Here is a 21,400-nt window from a genome sequence, read left to right on the forward strand (position 1 = left end):
CTATATACATTCTCATTTCACAAAGTCAATTCGTGAAACGTCAATGCAATTTCACGTTGGTGCCGATCGCCGTTTGGTGCCGCCGAGTCTGGTCGCGAACCGCCCTTGCAACCGCCTCATTGTTCCCTATATGTTCGTATCGCGCCCCATAAGGCGCCGCTCTTTGCACCCGCCGGATCAACACCCCTCCACTTCCCGCGCATGCGCGCGTGCGCCTGAACTTCGTAAACTTCGCCCCGCCCGCCCGCGGGAAAATCCGCTCGGCACCGGCACCGCACCGGCCAAGGCGATATACGCGAGGTGCCTAAACTTCCTAAACTTCGACGATCGTGCAGGTATCGCCAGCCATCGCCGCCCCTTGCGCGAAACGGTTCGCGCGCCGATGTTCGCGGCGAGCGCCCTGCTATAAGGGACAGGCGGATTTTTTGGTACGAACTGGGGAATTAGGTGGCGGATCCTTACGCAACTCTGGGTGTGGCGCGCGGCGCGAGCGAGGCGGACATCAAGAAGGCCTATCGCAAGCTGGCCAAGGAGCTGCACCCCGATCGCAACCAGGACAATCCGAAGGCGGCCGAACGGTTCAGCCAGGTCACCCAAGCCTATGACCTGTTGACCGATGCCGACAAGCGCGCGCGCTTCGACCGCGGCGAGATCGATGGCGACGGCAACCCGACGGCGCCGTTCGGGTTTGGCGGCGCGGGGGCCGGCGCAGGCGGCGGCTTTCGCCCGGGCGGCGGCCATTTCGATTTCGGCGGCGGCGAAAGCGACATTGGCGATATTTTCGAAGGGCTGTTCGGCGGCGGCAAGCGCGGCGGCGGTGGCGGGTTCAGCGGCGGCTTTGGCGGGTTCGGCCGGCGCCAGCAGCCCAAGGGCGCCAATATCGCCTATCGCCTGGCGGTGGCGTTCGAGGATGCGGCCCGGCTGGCGCCGCAGCGCATCACCCTGCGCGACGGCAAGACGATCGACCTGAAGCTGCCCGCCGGGCTGGAGGACGGCACGCAGATGCGCCTTGCCGGCAAGGGCGAGGAAGGCCCGGGCGGCCCCGGCGACGCCATCGTCACCATCGAAATCCAGCCGCACCGTTTCTACACCCGCGAGGGCGACGACATCCGGCTCGACCTGCCGGTAACGCTGGCGGAAGCGGTGCTGGGCGCGCAGGTGCGCGTGCCGACGCCCGACGGGCCGGTGATGCTCACCGTGCCCAAGGGCTCCACCTCGGGCAAGGTGCTGCGCCTAAAGGGGCGGGGTTTCCACCACAAGGCGGGCGGGCGCGGCGACCTGCTCGTGACGCTGATGGTCGACCTGCCGGTCGATGACGATGCGCTGATCGAATTCGCGCAGGGCTGGCAGAACAAGGGGAACCCGCGCGGCCGCATGGGCGTCTGACCGCCTGTGGACGACCCGCAGCGCCTCCCCTTTTCGCCGCAATCGCCCGAGGCGCGGCGGACAGGCGCGGGCGGCACCATCCACCGCCGGCTCAGCGATCTGGGCATGCCCGAGCGCGTGTATGAAGTGCTGAAGCGCGTGGTGGTCGGCACGTTCAACGACGGGTTCACCTATGCTGGCAACCTTGCCTATCTGTCGCTGGTAACGCTGTTCCCCTTCTTCATCGTCGCCACGGCGGTGGCCAGCCTGCTCGGCCGCACCGGCACCGGGGTACATGCGCTGGAGGCGTTCCTGCGCACCGTGCCGCCCGATGTCGCCCATCTGCTGCGCGATCCCGTGGTGGAGGTGCTGCATGCGCGCACCGGCTGGCTGTTGTGGTTCGGGGCGCTGGTCGGGCTGTGGACCACCGCCGGCTTTATCGAGACGATTCGCAGCATCGTCCGCTCTGCCTATGGCGTGCCGGCGGGCGAATCCTTCTGGCGATACCGGCTGGGGGCGATCGGGCTGATCGTGCTGTCGGTGCTGCTGGTGATGCTGGCCTTTGCCGTGCAGGTGATGCTGACGGGGATCGAGCAGTTCCTGTATCGGGTGCTGCCCTGGGCGGTGGAGGCACAGCGTTTCGCGGCGCTCAGCCGGCTGGTGCCGGGCTTTGCGCTGTTCGGGGCGCTATACATCCTGTTCTACTGGCTCACGCCCAGCCGGTATCGCCGCACCGCCTGCCCCAAATGGCCGGGCGCGGCGTTCACCACCTGCTGGTGGCTGGTCGTCACCGCCATCCTGCCACGGGTGCTGGGAACCATGGGCGGTTACGGCGCCACCTATGGCAGCCTGGCGGGCGTGATGGTGACGCTGATCTTCTTTTTCCTCGTCGGTCTTGGCCTTGTCGTAGGGGCCGAACTCAACGCCGCACTGGCGGAAACGCCCGAACCCGGTCTAGAGGAGCGGCAAGGACAGGAGATTCAGACGAAGTGACCGGATTGATGCAAGGGAAGCGCGGGCTCATCATGGGCCTCGCCAACGACAAGTCGCTGGCCTGGGGGATCGCCAAGGCTTTGCATGCGCAGGGTGCCGAACTCGCCTTTTCCTATCAGGGCGATTCGCTGCTGAAGCGCGTGAAGCCGCTGGCCGAGCAGCTGGGTTCCGACTTCCTCCTCGATTGCGACGTGGCCGACATGGCTGCGCTCGACGGCACGTTCGATGCGCTGGCGGCGCGCTGGCCGACGATCGATTTCGTCGTCCATGCGATCGGCTTTTCGGACAAGAGCCAGTTGCGTGGGCGCTATTACGACACCACGCTCGACAATTTCCTGATGACCATGAACATCTCGGTCTACAGCTTCACCGCCGTCGCCCAGCGTGCGCGGCAGCTGATGCCGAATGGCGGCAGCCTGCTGACGCTCAGCTATTATGGCGCAGAAAAGGTCGTGCCGCATTACAATGTGATGGGCGTGGCCAAGTCGGCGCTGGAGACGTCGGTCAAATATCTGGCGATGGACATGGGGCCGGAAAATATCCGGGTGAACGCCATTTCCGCCGGCCCGATCCAGACGCTGGCGGCGCGTGGCATCGGCGACTTCAACTATATCCTGAAGTGGAACCAGCTGAACTCGCCGCTGCGCCGCAACGTGACGATCGAGGATGTCGGCGGCGCCGGGCTCTATATGCTGTCGGACCTGTCGGCGGGTGTTACCGGCGAAATCCACCATGTCGATGCCGGCTACAACGTGATCGGCATGAAGGCCGAGGACGCGCCGGACATCGCGCTTTCCTAATCCTGCCAGCGGCGCGGCCGGGGCGATCAGGCCCTGCCCGCGCCGCAGTACCCTGCAACACCCAGACAATGCATCCAGCCTGGATCTTTAGGCTCCGAAATCGTTGCGCGCCGCAACCGAATTGCTAGGCAGTGCGCCGGCGGGGGAGCCTATATGGTTGGGGGGTATCATGTCTGACGAACAAACCATCGCGGAACAGGCGCCGCACGGCCATCCGCTGATCGCCGTGCTGACCGGCGGCGCAGTGCTCGTGCTCGCCGCCATTGCCGCGCCGCGGCTGCTGCCGCCGCAGCCCTTTGCCCTGCTGCTGGGGGCGGGCTTCGTGCTCGGCATTCTGCTGTGGCTGGGGGGCTTCGTCTGGACGATCCGCCGTGCGGAAATGGGCTGGCGGCTGGGCTCGCTCGCGCTGCTGGCGGCTGCCGGCGTCGGCGCCGGGCTGGTCGCCAACGGCCAGTTCCAGAGCCGCGCCCGCGCCGATGCTAGCAGCTTTGCCGATCTGGAGCTGACTGCCGACGGCACGCCGCAATTCCCCGCCGATGCCGCCGGCCGCGGCCCGATCTCGCAGCATTTCGCGCAGGTCGCCGCCGCCGAGCAGCAGGCCGAACATAGCTATGACGAAGGGCTGAAGCGGCTGGGCGTGGGCGCGCTCAACAGCCCCTATACGCTGGGCCAGGACCCGCGCGCGATTGCCGATTGCAGCGCCTTCACGGCGCTGCGCCGGCAGGCCGAGGCGGCCGGTGCCGATCGCGCCAAGGCCCGCACCGCACTGCGCCAGGCGATTGCCGGCGCGCAACTGGCCGAGGGCGCGAAGAAGGGCATTGCCACCATGGCCGGCACCGACGGGGCGGTCGATCCGCGCCTCCAGAACCGGCTGGCGATGCTCGACGCCACCCATCAGCTTTGCGTGCTGCTGGCAAAGAAGAGCTGGTCCAACGCCGGCGGCTATTTCGGCTTTGCAAGCGCTACCGACATGGCGACGTTCCGCCAGCTTCAGGCCCAGCGCCAGTCGCTTGCCGCCGAAGCCGAAGGGATCGACCGAGCGGAACGCGCACGCATGATCGAGGGCCGCGACGCCGTGCGCCAGGCGCTTAGCGAATCGATCTTCTTCGCGCGCTGAGCGGGGATCAGCCGGCGACGCGCAGCCACAGGGCTGTCGCGTCGTCGGAAACCTTGAAGCGGAGATAGCGGGTACAAGCGACATCTTCCGCCTCGATCACCCGCAGCCGGGTGGCGAGCGCGGCCAGACCGTCGCGGGCAAGGGCGTCCATCAGCGCCAGCGCGTCGAACGCGGCATAGCTGTCGATCAGGGCAGCGAAACCGTCGCTCATCAGCAAGATTTCGTCCCCGGCGGCGCAGGTGAGCCGGGCCGTCTCGAGATGCGCCATCGTCTCCGGCTCGACGCCGAGAATGCGCAGCCCCGGCCGGTTGCGGGAGGCCCGAAGGCTTTCGAGGATCGGCGCCGCACGGTGCACACTGCCCAGGCCGTGGTCGGCGAGGCTGGCGGCGTGCGCAGCCTCGGGGTCGCGCGCCTCCGGCACCGGACCCAGCCGCGTCACTCGCTCGCCGCTCCGCACCAGCCCGACACAGTCGCCAAGCCAGCCAGCCTCGAGCACGTCGTAATCGAGCCGAACGGCGAGGAACGATGCCATGGGCAATTCCCACCGTCCGAGCGGGTCACGCGTGCGCTCGGCGGCATAGGCGGCGGCGAGCTGTTCGGCGATGCCACGGCACAGCGTCTCGATCGGCGCGTCCCCGGCGGCGGTGAAGGCCGCATGGGCCGTGGCGGCCAGCCAGGCTGCGCTGCCCTGCGCGCCAACCAGCCCGGCCGGGCCAAGGTCCGTCGCGCCATCGATCACCCAGCCGAGGCGGCGACCCGCACCAGCGCGGTCGTCATTGGGAGTGCCGGGGTTACCGGCAAGACTGAGCGTCTGGATCAGGTCGAACTGCATGGCCGCACGACTAGCATGCGGCCATGACAGTTCCACGGCCTCAATCGGCGAACAGCAGCACCGGGGTTTCCAGCAGCTTCTTCACCGCCTGGACGAAGCTTGCCGCATCCCAGCCATCGACGACGCGGTGGTCGCAGCTTATCGACAGGTTCATCAGCTTGGCGCGGACGATCTCGTCGCCCCCCATTTCATTGGACTTGAAGACCGGGCGCTCGACGATCTTGTTCGGGCCGATGATCGCCACTTCCGGCCGGTTGATCACCGGCGTCGTCGCGATGCCGCCGAGCGGCCCGAGCGAAGTGACCGTGAAGGTCGAGCCGCTCAGTTCCTCCGACTTGGCCTTGCCGGTGCGCGCGGCCTCGGCAAGGCGCGTGATCTCGCTCGCCAACTGCCAGACATTCTTGTCCTGCGCGTCGCGGATCACCGGCACCATCAACCCGGCATCGGTCTGCGTCGCCATGCCGAGATGGACGCGGCCGTGGCGGGTCACCACGCCCGCTTCGTCGTCATAGCGGGCGTTGAGCATAGGAAAGTCGGGCAGCGTGCGGCACAGTGCGACGATAAGGAACGGCAACATGGTCAGCTTCGGCCGCTGGCCACGATTGACGTTGAGGTCGGCGCGCATCGCTTCGAGCGCGGTGACATCGATCTCGTCGACATAGGTGAAGTGGGGAATGGCGCGCTTGGAGGCGGCCATGTTCTCGGCAATGCGGCGGCGCATGCCGATCACCTTCACCGGCTGGTCCTCGCGAGCACGGCTGGCGTGCGGCGCGTGATAGCCCTGCGCGCTGCCATAGCGGAGGAACGCGTCGAGATCGGCGTGACGGATGCGATCACCCTCGGCCGGCTTCACCTGCGCGAGGTCGATGCCGAGGTCGGCCGCGCGGGCGCGCACGGCGGGGGAGGCGAGAACTTTCGACTCCCTCTCCCCTTCAAGGGAGAGGGCCGGGGAGAGGGGCATGACAGCAGGCGACGGTGCTTGCGGAAAGTCCCCCTCTCCCAACCCTCTCCCCTGAAGGGGAGAGGGCTTTTCCTCGCGGGCTTCCTCCACACCCGGATTTTCGGCCTCGACCTGTTCCTCGACCGGCGTCTCCGCCTCACCTTCGACCTCGATCACCATCAACGCCGATCCAATCGGCACCTGGTCACCCACTTCGCCGGCGAGCTCGACCACCACGCCGGAGACGGGCGATTCCATCTCCACCGTGGCCTTGTCGGTCATCATGTCGGCGACCTGCTGGTCCTCTTCGACCCGGTCGCCGATCTTCACGTGCCAGGCTACGATCTCTGCCTCGGCAATGCCTTCGCCGATGTCCGGCAGACGAAAGGTAAAACGAGCCATGGGCGTCAGTCCTTGAGGAGTTTGTTGAGCGCCTCGCGGATCCGCACCGGACCCGGGAAATAGGCCCATTCGAGGCTATGGGGATAGGGCGTGTCGAAGCCGGTGACGCGGGCGATCGGCGCTTCGAGATGGTAGAAGCAGCGCTCCTGCACCAAGGCGGAAAGCTCGGCACCAAAGCCGGAGGTGCGCGTCGCCTCATGGACGATCATGCAACGGCCTGTCTTCTTGACCGAGGCTTCGATCGCCTCGATGTCGAGCGGCACCAGCGTGCGGAGGTCGATGATCTCGGCGTCTACGCCCAGTTCCTCGATCGTGCTCGCGACGACATGCACCATCGTGCCGTAGCAGAGGATCGTCACCGCCTCGCCTGTCCGCACGGTCGCGGCCTTGCCGAGTTCGACGCGGTAATAACCCTCGGGCACTTCGCTCGCCGGATGCGCGGTCCAGTTCCTGGCCGGGCGATCATAATGGCCGTCGAACGGACCGTTATAGATGCGCTTGGGCTCGAGGAAGAGGACAGGGTCGTTGTCCTCGATCGCGGCGATCAGCAGGCCCTTGGCGTCATAGGGCGTCGACGGGATCACCGTCTTGATGCCGGAGACATGGGTGAAGATGCCCTCGGGCGACTGGCTGTGCGTCTGCCCGCCGAAGATGCCGCCGCCATAGGGCGATCGCACCGTAATCGGCGCGGTGAAATCGCCGTTGGAGCGGTAGCGCAGCCGGGCGGCTTCGGAGACGAGCTGGTCGAGCGCCGGGTAGATATAGTCGGCGAACTGAATCTCGGGCACGGGCCTGAGGCCATAGGCGCCCATGCCGATCGCCACGCCGACAATACCGATTTCGGTGATCGGCGTGTCGAAGGCGCGGGTCTTGCCATATTTGGCCTGGAGCCCGGCGGTCGCGCGGAACACGCCGCCGAAATAGCCGACATCCTCGCCCATCACGACCACATTGGGGTCGCGTTCCATCATCACGTCCATGGCGGAATTGATCGCCTGGATCATGTTCATACGGGTAGTGGTGCTCATGCTGCACCTCCGGGGAGCAGGGCGCGGGCACCCTCACCCTTCCGCGCCTTCGGCGCTCCCTCCCTTTCCCGGTAGGAGAGGGAAGGGGCCCATCGCGCAGCGATGGGAAGGGTGAGGGTGATGTGTTGGATGTCCAAGCCGTTCATATGCCAGCCGCCTTGCGCTCGGCGATCATCTGGTCGCTCTGTTCCTTCAAGTGCCAGGGCATCTCCTCGAAGACGCCCTCGAACATGGTTTCGAACGGCTGGTGCATGCCGTGGCCAAGGATGCCGTTCTTTTCGGCCTCCTTCTGTGCGGCCTTCACCGTTTCGGCGAGCTCAAGGTCCATCGCCGCCTGGCGTTCCTCATCCCATTCGCCGAGGCCGATCAGGTGGTCCTTCAGCCGCCGGATCGGATCACCGAGCGGCCAGGCATTGGGCTCGCCGGCCGAGCGATAGGCGCTGGGATCGTCCGAGGTCGAATGGCCTTCGGCGCGGTAGGTGAAATGCTCGATCAGCGTCGGCCCCTGATTGGTCCGCGCGCGCTCGGCCGCCCACTCCGTCGCCGCATAGACCGCCAGCGCATCGTTGCCGTCGACGCGCAGGCCCGCGATGCCATAGCCGATTGCCCGTGCCGCAAAGGTGGTCGCCTCGGCACCGGCGAAGCCGGAGAAGCTCGAGATCGCCCATTGGTTGTTGACCACATTAAAGATCACCGGCGCGCGATAGACGGTGGCGAAGGTCAGCGCCGAATGGAAGTCGCCTTCGGCGGTCGAGCCCTCGCCGCACCAGGTGGCGGCGATGCGGGTGTCGCCGCGCGCAGCGCTCGCCATCGCCCAGCCCACCGCCTGCGGATATTGCGTGGCGAGGTTGCCGGAGATCGAGAAAAAACCCGTTTCCTTCGACGAATACATGATCGGCAACTGCCGGCCCTGCAGCGGATCGCCCTTGTTCGAATAGATCTGGTTCATCATGTCGATCAGCGGATAGCCCCGCGTGATCAGGATGCCCTGCTGGCGATAGCTGGGGAAGCACATGTCGTCGCCGGCTAGGGCAAGGGCAGCCGAGACCGACACTGCCTCCTCGCCGGTCGACTTCATATAGAAGCTGGTCTTGCCCTGGCGCTGGGCGCGAAACATCCGCTCGTCGAAGGCGCGGGTCAGCGCCATGCTGCGCAGCATTTTGCGCTTCGCCTCTGCATCCAGCCGCGGATCCCAAGGGCCAACGGCGTTCCCCGAATCGTCGAGTACGCGGATCAGGCCATAAGCGAGGTCGTGGAACTGCTCTGCCTTTTCGGCGCTGTCGGGCCGGCGCGCGGCACCCGCAGGGGGTATCGACAGATCGCTGAAATCGGCTTCATCGCCGGGGCGGAATCGCGGTTCGGGCACATGCAGCGATAGCGGCGGCAGGTTGGCGCGCGGGGCGTCCACCGTCATGGTCTCTCCATCAAAAACGGCCGTGTCGCCACGGACAACGCACGAACTCGAATTGCGCGACTCTGTTATAAAATTTCAAAGCCTCTGTCGAGATGGGGCAGCAGGACTGGCCTAAAAATTTGACCTTCGGAGTCCGATTGACTCGCGACGAGATTGGAACAAAATAGGAACGAACGAGTCGGACCTGTCATCAACCCCGAACGAGTCGCCGTGCCCGATCCTGCCACTCTCGACCAGTTGCGCGCAATGCTCAGCGCCATCGACGGCACCGGATTCCGGCGGCGCCCAGTGCTGCCATTCGGGCTGGAGCGGCTCGATTCGCGGCTGGCGGATGGCGGCCTGCGGCTCGATGCGCTGCACGAGATCGCGGGCGCCACCCCCGACCTGACCGACGATTGCGCCGCCACCACCTTCCTGGGCGGCATTGCCGCACGCTGTTGGGGTCCGGTGCTGTGGGTAGTGCGCCGCCGCGACCTGTTCGCCCCCGGACTGGCGCAGGTGGGGCTTGACCCCAAACGCGTCATCTATGCCGAAGCGCGCGACGACGACGAACTGCTCGCGATCATGGAGGAAGGGCTGCGACATCGCGGCCTGGGCGCAGTGATCGGCGAAGTGAAGCGCGTCGCCATGCCCGCCACGCGGCGGCTGCAATTGGTAGCGGAAGGGGGCCGCACCATCGCGCTGCTGCTCAAGCGTCATGCACGCGAGGGCAGCGATCCTTTGGGCGCGCCGTCGGCAGCGGTTACACGCTGGCGGGTGGGCTGTGCACCCTCGGCACCGCTCCCGGTGGAGGGCATCGGCCGGCTGCGCTGGGAGTTGTCGCTGGCGCGGCAACGTGGGGGGGAATCGTTCCAACTCTTGGTGGAGGCCTGCGATGCAACGGGTCGCTGCGCTCTTCCTGCCCCATTGGTCGCTCGACCGCGTGCGGCGGGCCGAGCCGCGCGCGCTGCCGCCTGAGCGGGCGCACCAGAACGCATATAGTACGGACGATGCAGCGCTCGTTCCCCTTCCGCTTGCGGGAGGAGCTAGGGGAGGGGCTGACGTGGAGAGGGGGGATAAAACTGTAGCAATCCCCTCCCCCATCCCCTCCCGCAAGCGGGAGGGGATGGGGGAAAACTACGAGCGTCTAGCATCTCTCCACGCGCTCGCCACCGCCGAACAGGATGCCGCCTGCTCCGTCCAGCGCGGCGGCGGGTGGCGGCCGGGCGCGCGCTGGGCGCGGGCTGCACGCGATGCCGCCATCGCGGCGCTGCCGCCGCACCAGCGGCCGCCGATGCGCGAGCTCGGCCGGCGCAGCGAAGCGGCGGACCATGCCTTCAAGCGGATGCGACCCGACGAGGGCGGCGCGATGGCGGGTGACCCCGTGCGGCTGGCGTTGACAAGGCGCCCGGTTTCGCCGTCCGTGGCCACTCCTTCTACACCGACATCCCCGCGAAGGCGGGGATCCATTTGCCGTGGCGGTGCGGCTCCGTCTTCCACCGATGAGACAATGGATCCCCGCCTTCGCGGGGATGACGATAGGGGACGGGAGGGGCACAGGAGTCATACCCCGGTGTCGGCGGGTGGAGCCGATACCCCCCGCATCCTCTCCCGCCGCACCGGCAGTCGCAGCGAAGTCGCCGCCGCCTGCCCGGCCGCCATTGCGGCGGGCATCCGCGTCGGTATGGCAGTCACTCAGGCACAGGCAATGGTGCCCGGTCTCCGCATCGACCCTGCCGATCCGCAAGGCGACCGCGCCGATCTCAACCGGCTGGCGCACAGCCTCGCCCGGCGATGGTCACCCAGCGTCACCATTGCCGGCGACGACATGCTGTTTCTCGACCTGACCGGCGTCGCCCATCTCCATGGCGGCGAGGCTGCGATGCTGCGCCGGCTGCACGCCCTGCTTGAACGGCTGGGGGTCGCAAGCCGAATCGCCGTCGCTGACACCGCCGGCGCCGCATGGGCGTTCGCCCGCTTTCGCCCCGAGCCATTGCTGATCTGCCCGCCCCGCGACCATGGAGACTGGCTTGCTCCACTGCCGGTCGAGGCATTGCGGCTGGACGCGGATGCAATCGCGCTGCTCCACCGGCTGGGCATCGATAATATCGGGCAGCTCGCCGCGCTTCCCCGCGCGCCGCTGGTCCGCCGCTTCGGCACGACGATCGCCGCACGGCTCGACCAGGCGCTGGGCCGAATCGCCGAGCCGATTACCCCCGTCACGCCGCCCGAGCCGGTTGCCGTCACCCAGCGCTTCGCCGAGCCGATCGCCACCCCCGAGGCGATTGCCCATTGGCTGGGCGATCTGGTCCGCCGTTTCGCCGAGGCGCTGGCGGAAGCCGGGCAAGGTGCCCGCCGCATCGGGCTGGTCGCTGATCGGGTGGACGGGGTACCGCAGCGGATCGGCATCGGCCTCGCCCGCGCCAGCCGCGATCCGGCGCATCTCCTCCGCCTGCTCGCCCGCCGCATCGACCAGATCGAGCCCGGTTATGGCCTCGACGCCATGACGCTGTATTTGCTGCGCAGCGAACCGCTGGGCGCACTGCCGGTCGACGAGCGGCTCGATGCCGAAACCGTGCCCGATCTCGCGCCGCTGATCGACACGCTGGCGACGCGAATCGGCATGGCGCGGCTGTGGCAGATGCGGCCGGTGGAAAGCGACGTGCCCGAGCGTTCGGCTGCTGCACTGCCGCCCCTCGATCCACCCGAGCGCGCAGCGCCGGGGATGAAGGCCGACGATGTCCGCCAGCTCGATCGCCACGCGCCGCTGCCGCCCTGGCATCCGGACTGGCCGCGCCCGATCCGCCTGCTCCGCCGGCCCGAGCGGATCGACCATGTCCTGGCCGAGCTGCCCGACCAGCCACCGCGCCGTTTCACCTGGCGGGGCGAGCGGCACGAGGTGGTCCGCGCCGACGGGCCCGAGCGCATCCATGGCGAATGGTGGAAGCGTGCCGCCGAGACCCATGCCACGCGTGACTATTTCCGCGTCGAGGACGAACGCGGCCGCCGCTACTGGCTGTTCCGCAAGGGCGATGGCGAACGCGCAGTGACCGGCGACCTCAGCTGGTATCTGCACGGCCTGTTCGGGTGAGGTGTCCATGTACAGCGAGCTCCAGGTCACCAGCCATTATTCCTTCCTGCGCGGCGCCTCCGCCCCTTCCGAGCTGTTCGAAGCCGCGGCGGCGTACGGCATGCCGGCGCTGGGCATCACCGATCACAACAGTGTCGGGGGCATCGTGCGCGGGCTGGTGGCGGCGGAGCAGACCGGCGTGCGGCTGGTCACCGGCTGCCGGCTCGATCTGACCGACGGCAGCGGCGTGCTGGTCTGGCCCGAGGATCTCGCCGCCTGGTCGCGGCTGACCCGGCTGCTCAGCATCGGCAAGGCGCGGGCGGATGCGCAGCATGGCGAGAAGGGGCAATGCTTCCTCCATTGGGAGGATGTGGCGGGGCATGCGGATGGTCTGGTCGCGGCACTCGTCCCCGGCATGGCGGACCTGGGCGACCCGGCGGCGCTGCGCTGGATGGCGGACGTTTTCGGGGAGCGGGGCCATGTCGCGCTCACCCGCCATCGCCGGCCGCAGGAGGCGGTGCGGCTGCACGGCCTGGCGCAGGCCGCAGCTGCGCATGGCCTGACCCCGCTCGCCACCGGCGACGTGCTCTACCATCATCCCGACCGGCGGATGCTGCACGACGTGATGACCGCAATCCGCCACACCACCACGGTCGACGATCTCGGCTTTCGCCGCGCCCGCAGCGCCGACCGGCACCTGAAGCCCCCGCATGAAATGGCGCGCCGCTTCGCCGCCTGGCCCGAGGCGCTGCACGCGGTGGAGGCGGTGGTCGAGCGCTGCAGCTTCAATCCGCGCGAGCTGGGCAAGCTCTATCGCTATCCGGACGAAGTGGTGATGTCCGGCCGCAGCCCGCAGGAAGCGCTGGCCAAGCTCGCCCGTGACGCGCTCGCCGCGAAATTCCCCGAGGGACCGCCTCTGGAATATGCCGAGCTGCTGGAGAAGGAGCTGCGGCTGGTCGACCGCTTTGGCTACGCCCCTTATTTCCTCACCGTCCATTCGATCGTCCGCTTCGCCCGCGCGCAGGAGATTCTCTGCCAGGGGCGGGGTAGCGCGGCCAATTCGCTGATCTGCTTCCTGCTCGGCATCACCTCGATCGATCCAGTGAAGCACAAATTGCTGTTCGAGCGGTTCATTTCCGAGGATCGCGACGAGCCCCCTGATATAGACGTCGATTTCGAGCATGAACGGCGCGAGGAAGTGATCCAGTGGATCTACGAGACTTATGGCGCGCGCCATGCGGCACTGACGGCCGTGGTCAGCCGCTACCGCACGCGCGGCGCGGTGCGCGAGGTCGGCAAGGCGCTGGGGCTGCCCGAGGACGTCACCGCCGGGCTGGCGGGGCAGGTCTGGGGCTGGTCGAACGAAGGGGTGGGCGAGGCCGATGCCGCCGCGCTCAACCTCGACCCCAGCGAGCCGCGGCTGGCGCTGACGCTCGACCTCGCCCGCCAGCTGATCGGCACCCCGCGCCACCGCTCGCAGCATCCCGGCGGCTTCGTGCTGGCCCAGGCCAATCTCGACGAGATCGTGCCGATCGAACCGGCGGCGATGGTCGAGCGGCGGGTGATCGAATGGGAGAAGGACGATATCGAGGAGCTCGGCCTGATGAAGGTCGACATTCTCGGGCTCGGCATGCTCGGCTGCATGCGGCTGGCGTTCGACCTGCTCGAGCAGCACAAAGGCGTGAAGCTGACGCTCGCATCGGACGCGATGCAGGAGGACGATCCAGCAACGTTCGCCATGATCCAGAAGGCCGACACGCTCGGCACCTTCCAGATCGAGAGCCGGGCGCAGATGTCGATGCTGCCGCGGCTGAAGCCACGGGAATTCTATGACCTCGTCATCCAGGTCGCGATCGTGCGGCCGGGACCGATCCAGGGAGACATGGTTCACCCTTATCTGCGCCGGCGTGAGAAGAAGGAAGCCGTCGAGTATCCGAGCGAGGAACTGCGCGACGTGTTGGAGAAGACCTTCGGCGTGCCGCTGTTCCAGGAACAGGCGATGAAGGTCGCCATTGTCGGCGCGGGTTTCGAGCCCGCCGAGGCCGATGCGCTGCGCCGCGCAATGGCAACGTTCAAATTGACCGGCGGCGTCACCCATTTCCGCGAGAAGATGATCAGCGGAATGCTCAAAAAGGGCTACACACAGGACTTTGCCGAGCGCACCTTCAAGCAGATCGAGGGCTTCGGCAGCTATGGCTTTCCCGAGAGCCATGCGGCCAGCTTCGCCAAGATTGCCTATGCGTCGAGCTGGATGAAGTGCCACCATCCCGACATCTTCTGCGCGGCGCTGCTCAATGCGCAGCCGATGGGCTTTTACGCGCCGGCGCAGATCGTCCGCGATGCCCGCGAGCATGGGGTCGAGGTGCGCGCGGTGTGCGTGAATGACAGCGAGTGGGATACGCGGGTGCTGGGGTCCTTTGAGGAACGCAGCGCGGAGAGCGCTTCCCTTCTCCCCCTCCGCCTCGGCATGCGGGTGGTGCAGGGCCTGTCCGCCCGCGATGCCGATGCGATCCTCGCTGCCCGCGCAGAACGGCCCTTCACCTCGATTGAGGATGTCTGGCGCCGCGCCCGCGTGTCCCCCGCCGCGCTGGAGAAGCTAGCCCATGCCGATGCCTTCCGCTGTTTCGGCAAGGATCGCCGCCAGGCACTCTGGGCGATCAAGGCGCTCGACCAGACACCCCTGCCGTTGTTCGCGGGTATCGAAGGACCGATCCAGGCGGCCGAACCCGCCGTGTCGCTAACCCCGCTCAGCGCCGGCCGCGAAGTAGTGGAGGATTACCGCGCCACCCAGCTCAGTCTTCGCGCGCATCCGCTCCATTTTCTGCGCGACACGCTCGCCGCGCGCCACATCCGCCCGTGCAGCGACCTCAAGACCCTGAAGGACGGCGCCCGGGCGGAGGTGGCCGGCATCGTCCTCGTCCGCCAGAAGCCGGGCAGCGCGAAGAGCATCTTCCTGACGCTGGAGGATGAGACCGGCATCGCCAATGCGATCGTCTGGCCGGCGCGCTTCGCGCTCTACCGCCCGATTATCCTCGCGGCACCCATGATTTCGGTGCGCGGGCGCCTCCAGCGCGAAGGCGAGGTGCGGCACCTGATCGCCGAGACGATCACCGACATGACCGAACTGCTCCGCAGCGTCGGCGCACGCGACCTGCCGCGAATGACCATGCCCGGTGACGGGGCAACCCATGGCGGCACGATCGATTCGCGAGACCGCAAGGTCACCCGCGCCAGCGATCCAGCCCATGCCTATCCGAAGCAGCGCACGCCGGAGAGCTGGCCGTCCCGGCGCGAGGATATCATCCCCATCAAATCGCACGATTTCCACTGATGCCCGACATCCGGCACCGGCTATTCTTTGCCTTTCGCATCGCCGCTTGTGCGCGCAGCCTTGTTGCGGGCCATCGGGACGGGCTTGGATGGGCCTCAAGCATCGTTTCCGACGACCGCCTTCACATGACCCTGGCGATCACCAACGATTATCCGCAGCTACCCCTCGCCATTGTCGATCCGCTCCTCTCGATCGCCCCGAGCATTGTCGCGGAGCCCATTCCCATTCGGCTCGACCAGCTTTCGGGCGGCCCAGTATCGATCGCGCTTCGTCCCGCACACCGCATTCCGTCGCTCACCGGACTGACCGGCCAGTTGCGGCGGTGCATGACAGCAGCCGGATTGTTGCGCAAAGGCTGGGCCTGCCATCCACACGTAACGCTGCTCTATCGCGCAGGCACCCCGTTCACGCGTACCATCGATCCGATCTGCTGGACCGCGACCGACTTCGTGCTGATCCACAGCATCGTCGGCGCGCATAAACATGTCGAACTCGGTCGCTGGCCGCTCATCGCGCGCCAGGGCAGCTTCGATTTCTGAAGCCGCCCCGACGCGCCGGAGATCACCCCGTCACCACCGTCTGCTCGATCGCGCCGAAAATCGGGTGGTGCTTGTCGTCTTCCGCCCAAATGCGGATCGTGTCACCCGCCTTCAGGAACGGCGTCTCTGCCGCGCCCCGGAGGATCGTCTCGACCGTACGCACCTCGGCGAGGCAGCAATAACCCTTGCCGCCCTCGCCAATCGGCTTGCCCGGCCCGCCATCGGCATCGCGGTTCGATACGGTGCCCGATCCGACGATGGTTCCCGCCCCCAGCGCCCGCGTCTTCGCGGCATGGGCGATCAGCGTGCCGAAATCGAAGGTCATGTCCTCGCCCGCATCGACCCGGCCGAACGGCTTGCCGTTCACATCGACCATCAGCGTACGGTGGAGCTTGCCGCCCTGCCACCAGTCGCCCAGCGCATCCGGCGTAACGAACACCGGCGAAAAGGCGCTGGCGGGCTTGGACTGGAAGAAGCCGAAACCCTTGGCCAGTTCGCCGGGGATCAGGTTGCGCAAGGACACATCGTTGGTCAGGCCGACAAGCCGCACCGCCGCCAGCGCCTCTTCGCGGCTGGCACCCAGAGGCACGTCGCCGGTGACGACCACCACTTCGGCCTCCAGATCACAGCCCCAGCTTTCGTCCTTCAGCGGAATCGCGTCGCGCGGGCCCAGAAAACCGTCCGATCCACCCTGATACATCAGCGGGTCGTGCCAGAAACTGTCGGGCAATTCCGCTCCACGCGCCTGCCGCACCAGCGCAACATGGTTCACATAGGCCGACCCGTCCGCCCATTGATAGGCGCGCGGCAGCGGCGCTGCGGCTTGGCGCTCGTGAAAGCGCATCATCGGGATGGTTTCATGCTCCAGGTCGGTCGCGAGGTTCCGCAAATCACCCTCGACACGATCCCAGTCGTCGAGCGCGGCCTGCAGCGTGGGTGCGATATGCGTCGCATCGGCACACCAGGCGAGATCGTTCGAGACGACGACGAGCTTGCCGTCACGGCCATGCTTGAGGCTCGCTAGTTTCATTTGACACCATCTCCTTCGCCACCGCCTTATCGCAGTTTCATTCGCCACGGAACCGTGCTGCCCCTCCGGGGATTTGGGACCGCTGATTGACTTATGTCGGGGTGGGTATCATCGAAGTCTATATGGCCTTTCCGCTCCGATTCCTGGATCACAGCGGCGAAATGGCCGGGCGCATCCGCGACTTCGACTGGTCGACTCATCCGCTGGGCCTTCCCGCGCATTGGCCTGAGCCGTTGCAGCGGATGGTGGATGTCGCGCTTGCATCGAGTTTTCCGACGGCGATTTACTGGGGACCGGAATTCCGGCTGCTCTACAATGACGCCTGGGCGCCGATTCCCGCCGAGCGGCATCCCTGGGCGCTGGGGCGTCCGGGCGCCGAGGTCTGGGCCGAAATCTGGGATGTCGTAGGCCCGCAGATGCAACAGGTGGTGGCCACCGGCCGGGGCTTTGCCACCTATGACCAGATGCTGCTGATGGCCCGCGATGGCGCGCCGCGGGAGACCTGGTGGAATTACAGCTTTACCCCGATCCGCGATGGCGAGGGCCGGGTCCTCGGCATTCTCAACCAGGGCAACGAAACCACACGCGTCGTGCTCGCCGAACGGGTACGCAGGGCCGAGCTGGAACAGCTGCGCGACTATTTCCAGCAGGCGCCGGGGGCAATTGCGCTGCTGGAAGGGCCCGAGCATCGCTTTGTGTTGGCGAACCCCGCCTATCTCGAACTGGTCGGCCGGGCGGAAGTAGAGGGTCAGCGACTCGCTGATGCGCTCCCCGAGGTAATCGATCAAGGCTATATCGACGTGCTCGACACCGTCTATCGCACGGGCGAGCCCTATCGCGCGATCAACCGCGATGTGTTGCTGCGCCGGCAGCCCGACGCCGATGCCGAGCGCCGGGTGCTCGATTTCGTCATTCACCCGGTCAAGGCGGGGGATGGCAGCAGCTCTGGCCTTTTCCTTGCGGTCACGGACCTGACCCCTCGCAAGCAGGCAGAGCAGGCCGCCGAGGAAGCCGCCGAGGAATTACGCAGCGCGACGCAGGCGCAATCCTTCCTGCACAGCCTGGCCGAGCGTCAGCGCGGACTCGATACGCCAAACGCGATCATGCGGCTGGCGGTGTCCGAACTGGGGCGCGAGCTCGGGCTGGGGCGGGTCGGCTTCTATCGCGTCGTCGGCGAAGAGCTGCGGTTCGGCCCCTGCTGGACGAATGGCGAACTACCGCCACTTAGCGGCGTAATGCCGCTTGATGCGGTGGGGCCGCTGGTCGAAAGCTATCGGCAGGGTCGTACGGTGGTGATGCCCGACACCCGAGCGCTGTTCCCCGAAACGCAGTTGAGCCGGGTGTCGCCATCGGCAATCGGCGTTCCGCTGCTACGCGGCGGGCAATGGGTTGCAACGCTCTACGCCAACAGCGCGACGCCGCGCCAATGGTCGGCAGAAGAAATCGCGTTCGTCGAGAACGTCGTCGAAACCAGCTGGGACTCGGTCGAGCGTGCCGATGCGGTGCTCGCGCTGCGCGAAAGCGAGGCCAAGTTCCGCGCCATCGCCAATTCGATCGACCAGATGGTCTGGGCGACCCGCGCCGACGGCTATCACGATTATTATAACGACCGCTGGTACGAATATACCGGCGTTCCCTATGGCAGTACCGACGGTACCGCCTGGGCCGGCATGTTCCATCCGGAGGATCAGGTCCGCGCCTGGGCGGTGTGGGAACACTCGCTGGTGACGGGGGAACAATATCGCATCGAATATCGGCTGCGCCACCACAGCGGGGAATATCGCTGGGTGCTCGGCCGCGCGCAGCCGGTGCGCGACGAGGCAGGGCGCATCACCCGCTGGTTCGGCACCTGCACCGACATCCAGGAAATCGTCGACGCACGCGAAGTGCTGGCCCGTTCGCGCGAGGAACTGGAGGCTGCAGTCCGCGAGCGGACCGAACAGCTGATGTCTGCCGAGGCGCAGTTGCGCCAGGCGCAGAAAATGGAGGCGGTGGGTCAGCTGACCGGCGGCATCGCCCATGATTTCAACAATATGTTGGCGGTGGTCATCGGCGCGCTGGACCTGTTGGAACGGCGACTGCAACAGGGAAGTACCGATCTCGACCGCTATATCGTTGCCGCCCGCGACGGCGCCACCCGGGCAGCAGCGCTGACCCAGCGGCTGCTCGCCTTCTCGCGCCAGCAGCCGCTGGCCGCCACCGCACTCGACACCAACGAAATGATCGAGGGCATGATCGAACTGCTGATGCGCACACTGGGCGAAAGCGTGACGATCGAGACAAGGCTGGCGCGCAAGCTCTGGCCCATGGAGGCAGACCGCAACCAGCTGGAAAATGTCGTGCTCAATCTTGCGGTGAACGGTCGCGACGCCATGCCCCAGGGCGGCACGCTGACGATCGAAACGGCGAATGTGACGCTCGACCAGACAGTAGCGGCAACGCACGAGATTGCGCCCGGCGATTATGTCGAAATCGTTGTGCGCGACACCGGATCGGGAATGGCCCCCGATGTGGCTGCGCGGGCGTTTGACCCATTCTTCACCACCAAGGGGGTGGGCAAGGGAACGGGGCTGGGCCTGAGCCAGGTATTCGGCTTTGTTCGCCAGTCGGGCGGCCATGTCGCAATCGATACCCAGCCGGAGCAAGGCACAGCGGTGCGCGTCTGGCTTCCCGCGACTCCGGACGCCGTGCCGCAGCCACCCGTTCCCGAAGCCGAGCGCGACCTGCCGTGCGCCGAAGCCGGGGAAACCGTGCTGGTGGTGGAAGACGAAGACCGGGTGCGCAGCTATTCGGTCGAGGCATTGCGGGAGCTCGGCTATACTGTCTTGTTCGCGCATGATGGTCCGGAAGCGCTCCATCTGCTCGAACGTGGCCAGCCCGTATCGCTGTTGTTCAGCGATGTGATAATGCCCGAAATGAGCGGGCGCGAACTGGCGCGACTGGCAGCGGAGCGGCACCCGCATCTGAAGATTCTTCTTACCAGCGGTTATGCCCCGGACGAGCCGATGCCAGCCGAGCCGAACGCCGCCATCCTCGCAAAGCCCTTTGATATTGCCGACCTCGCAGTGGCGGTGCGGGCCGCGCTGGACGGGTCGGTGCACGCCGGGCCTTGACGCGCGCGCTGCGGTTCGCCATGCGCGCCGCGGCTTCGGGCGACACGCCCGGATGATTCAGCCCGGCCGCCGAGTCCTGTCGAAGGGCGGCCCGGGTCCGCCCCGGCAGGCGGAGGACGTGTATCCATGGCAAATGTTGCAGTGATCGGCGCCCAATGGGGTGACGAAGGCAAGGGCAAGATCGTCGACTGGCTCGCCGAGCGGGCCGATGTGGTCGTGCGGTTTCAGGGCGGGCATAATGCCGGCCACACGCTGGTCGTGGGCGAGAAGGTCTACAAGCTATCGCTGTTGCCCTCGGGCATCGTGCGCGGCACGCCCAGCGTGATCGGCAATGGCGTGGTGCTCGATCCCTGGGCACTGCGTGACGAGATCGCCCGGCTGCGCGAACAGGGCGTCGAGGTGACGCCGGATACGCTGAAGGTTGCGGACACCTGCCCGCTGATCCTGCCGTTCCACCGCGATCTGGACGGGCTGCGCGAGGATGCGAGCGGCGCGGGCAAGATCGGCACCACGCGCCGCGGCATCGGCCCCGCCTATGAGGACAAGGTCGGCCGCCGCGCCATCCGCGTTTGCGACCTGGCCCATCTGGACGATCTCGGCCCGCAGCTCGATCGTCTCGCCGCGCACCATGACGCACTGCGCGCCGGTTTCGGCCAGCCGCCGATCGACCGTGCCGCACTGGTCGAGGCGCTGCGCGAGATTGCCGGCTTCGTCCTGCCCTTCGCCCAGCCGGTGTGGAAGATGCTGGCCGAGGCAAGGGCGCGCGGCCGCCGCATCCTGTTCGAAGGCGCGCAGGGCGTGCTGCTCGACATCGACCATGGCACCTATCCGTTCGTCACCTCCTCCAACACCATCGCCGGCACGGCGGCGGGCGGTTCGGGCATGGGGCCGGGTGCGGTCGGCTATGTGCTGGGCATTGCCAAGGCCTATACCACCCGCGTCGGTTCCGGGCCCTTCCCCAGCGAGCAGGACAATGATGTCGGCGAACGGCTGGGCACGCGCGGGCATGAATTCGGCACCGTCACCGGCCGCAAGCGCCGCTGTGGCTGGCTTGACGCGGTGCTGCTGCGCCAGTCGGTCGCGGTGTCCGGCATCACCGGCATCGCGCTGACCAAGCTCGACGTGCTCGACGGGTTCGACGAGATTCAGGTCTGCACCGGCTATCGTCTGCGCGGCGAGGTGCTCGATTATTATCCGAGCAATGCCGCCGATCAGGCAGCAGTCGCACCGATCTACGAGACGATCCCCGGCTGGCACGAATCGACCGCCGGCGCGCGCAGCTGGGCGGAACTGCCGGCAGCGGCGGTGAAGTATATCCGGCGGGTGGAAGAGCTGATTCAATGTCCGGTGGCGCTGGTGTCGACCAGCCCGGAACGTGAAGACACGATTCTCGTCCGCGACCCCTTCGCCGACTGAGCAGGTAAAAAGCATCGCCCCCGCGCTGCAC

16 protein-coding genes are annotated in these 21,400 nt (G+C 67.0%); 10 read left to right on the forward strand and 6 right to left on the reverse strand.

The window, feature by feature from the left end:
* Positions 1-447: 447 nt before the first annotated feature.
* From ACT53M_RS08620 to ACT53M_RS08635, 4 genes are all read left to right on the forward strand, one after another.
* Positions 448-1,386, forward strand: a complete 939-nt coding sequence (locus ACT53M_RS08620; RefSeq protein ID WP_476232733.1) for a DnaJ C-terminal domain-containing protein — start codon at positions 448-450, stop codon at positions 1,384-1,386.
* 6 nt (positions 1,387-1,392) lie between these two features.
* Positions 1,393-2,358, forward strand: a complete 966-nt coding sequence (locus tag ACT53M_RS08625) for a YihY/virulence factor BrkB family protein (protein ID WP_476232735.1) — start codon at positions 1,393-1,395, stop codon at positions 2,356-2,358.
* Positions 2,355-3,158, forward strand: coding sequence for an enoyl-ACP reductase FabI (gene fabI / locus ACT53M_RS08630; RefSeq protein ID WP_476232737.1), 804 nt, complete (start codon positions 2,355-2,357; stop codon positions 3,156-3,158). Before ACT53M_RS08625 ends, fabI begins: the two co-directional genes overlap by 4 nt.
* A 169-nt stretch (positions 3,159-3,327) precedes the next feature.
* Positions 3,328-4,275: a hypothetical protein gene (locus ACT53M_RS08635; RefSeq protein WP_476232739.1), complete on the forward strand. Its 948-nt coding sequence runs from the start codon at positions 3,328-3,330 to the stop codon at positions 4,273-4,275.
* Positions 4,276-4,282: 7 nt separating this feature from the next.
* On the opposite strand, the gene ACT53M_RS08640 is transcribed toward ACT53M_RS08635, so the two are convergent.
* The 4 genes from ACT53M_RS08640 to ACT53M_RS08655 form a co-directional block, all read right to left on the reverse strand.
* Positions 4,283-5,143 carry a protein phosphatase 2C domain-containing protein gene (locus tag ACT53M_RS08640; protein ID WP_476232740.1) on the reverse strand — a complete coding sequence of 287 codons (861 nt, stop codon included), beginning with the start codon at positions 5,141-5,143 and terminating at the stop codon, positions 4,283-4,285.
* Positions 5,144-5,147: 4 nt separating this feature from the next.
* A complete protein-coding gene (locus ACT53M_RS08645; RefSeq protein WP_476232741.1) occupies positions 5,148-6,449 on the reverse strand; it encodes a dihydrolipoamide acetyltransferase family protein in 1,302 nt (433 codons plus the stop codon).
* Between the two features lie 5 nt (positions 6,450-6,454).
* The gene (locus ACT53M_RS08650) at positions 6,455-7,459 is read right to left on the reverse strand and encodes an alpha-ketoacid dehydrogenase subunit beta (protein ID WP_476233228.1); all 1,005 of its coding nucleotides are present in this window, start codon (positions 7,457-7,459) and stop codon (positions 6,455-6,457) included.
* Between the two features lie 160 nt (positions 7,460-7,619).
* Complete coding sequence (locus ACT53M_RS08655) at positions 7,620-8,891, reverse strand: thiamine pyrophosphate-dependent enzyme (RefSeq protein ID WP_476232742.1); 1,272 nt, start codon at positions 8,889-8,891, stop codon at positions 7,620-7,622.
* A 246-nt stretch (positions 8,892-9,137) separates the two neighbouring features.
* On the opposite strand from ACT53M_RS08655, the gene ACT53M_RS08660 reads away from it, so the two are divergent.
* Entirely contained in the window at positions 9,138-9,848 is a 711-nt protein-coding gene (locus ACT53M_RS08660) for an ImuA family protein (protein ID WP_476233229.1), read from the forward strand.
* A 159-nt stretch (positions 9,849-10,007) separates the two neighbouring features.
* On the opposite strand, the gene ACT53M_RS08665 is transcribed toward ACT53M_RS08660, so the two are convergent.
* A complete protein-coding gene (locus ACT53M_RS08665; RefSeq protein ID WP_476232743.1) occupies positions 10,008-10,301 on the reverse strand; it encodes a hypothetical protein in 294 nt (97 codons plus the stop codon).
* Positions 10,302-10,443: 142 nt separating this feature from the next.
* Between ACT53M_RS08665 and ACT53M_RS08670 the strand changes: the two genes are divergently transcribed.
* From ACT53M_RS08670 to ACT53M_RS08680, 3 genes are all read left to right on the forward strand, one after another.
* Entirely contained in the window at positions 10,444-11,961 is a 1,518-nt protein-coding gene (locus tag ACT53M_RS08670) for a Y-family DNA polymerase (protein WP_476232744.1), read from the forward strand.
* A 7-nt stretch (positions 11,962-11,968) separates the two neighbouring features.
* Positions 11,969-15,271 (forward strand): error-prone DNA polymerase, encoded by a 3,303-nt coding sequence (locus tag ACT53M_RS08675; protein WP_476232745.1) that lies wholly within the window; start codon positions 11,969-11,971, stop codon positions 15,269-15,271.
* 125 nt (positions 15,272-15,396) lie between these two features.
* Positions 15,397-15,810 (forward strand): 2'-5' RNA ligase family protein, encoded by a 414-nt coding sequence (locus tag ACT53M_RS08680; RefSeq protein WP_476232746.1) that lies wholly within the window; start codon positions 15,397-15,399, stop codon positions 15,808-15,810.
* 22 nt (positions 15,811-15,832) lie between these two features.
* Here the strand turns inward: ACT53M_RS08680 and ACT53M_RS08685 are convergent, their stop codons facing one another.
* Entirely contained in the window at positions 15,833-16,840 is a 1,008-nt protein-coding gene (locus ACT53M_RS08685; protein WP_476232747.1) for a fumarylacetoacetate hydrolase family protein, read from the reverse strand.
* 101 nt (positions 16,841-16,941) lie between these two features.
* On the opposite strand from ACT53M_RS08685, the gene ACT53M_RS08690 reads away from it, so the two are divergent.
* Together ACT53M_RS08690 and ACT53M_RS08695 are read left to right on the forward strand one after the other, a co-directional pair.
* Positions 16,942-19,953, forward strand: a complete 3,012-nt coding sequence (locus tag ACT53M_RS08690) for a PAS domain-containing protein (RefSeq protein ID WP_476232749.1) — start codon at positions 16,942-16,944, stop codon at positions 19,951-19,953.
* Between the two features lie 126 nt (positions 19,954-20,079).
* Positions 20,080-21,369, forward strand: coding sequence for an adenylosuccinate synthase (locus ACT53M_RS08695; protein WP_476232750.1), 1,290 nt, complete (start codon positions 20,080-20,082; stop codon positions 21,367-21,369).
* Positions 21,370-21,400: the final 31 nt, after the last annotated feature.

The organism is Sphingomonas sp. DMC6 (genome assembly GCF_056314225.1).

Bases quoted from the DNA above. Each gene is read 5' to 3' on its own strand.
- ACT53M_RS08635 (WP_476232739.1), top strand. From the start codon at position 3,328: ATGTCTGACGAACAAACCATCGCGGAACAGGCGCCGCACGGCCATCCG.
- ACT53M_RS08645 (WP_476232741.1), bottom strand. From the start codon at position 6,449: ATGGCTCGTTTTACCTTTCGTCTGCCGGACATCGGCGAAGGCATTGCC.
- ACT53M_RS08650 (WP_476233228.1), bottom strand. From the start codon at position 7,459: ATGAACATGATCCAGGCGATCAATTCCGCCATGGACGTGATGATGGAA.
- ACT53M_RS08655 (WP_476232742.1), bottom strand. From the start codon at position 8,891: ATGACGGTGGACGCCCCGCGCGCCAACCTGCCGCCGCTATCGCTGCAT.
- ACT53M_RS08660 (WP_476233229.1), top strand. From the start codon at position 9,138: ATGCTCAGCGCCATCGACGGCACCGGATTCCGGCGGCGCCCAGTGCTG.
- ACT53M_RS08675 (WP_476232745.1), top strand. From the start codon at position 11,969: ATGTACAGCGAGCTCCAGGTCACCAGCCATTATTCCTTCCTGCGCGGC.
- ACT53M_RS08680 (WP_476232746.1), top strand. From the start codon at position 15,397: ATGACCCTGGCGATCACCAACGATTATCCGCAGCTACCCCTCGCCATT.
- ACT53M_RS08685 (WP_476232747.1), bottom strand. From the start codon at position 16,840: ATGAAACTAGCGAGCCTCAAGCATGGCCGTGACGGCAAGCTCGTCGTC.
- ACT53M_RS08695 (WP_476232750.1), top strand. From the start codon at position 20,080: ATGGCAAATGTTGCAGTGATCGGCGCCCAATGGGGTGACGAAGGCAAG.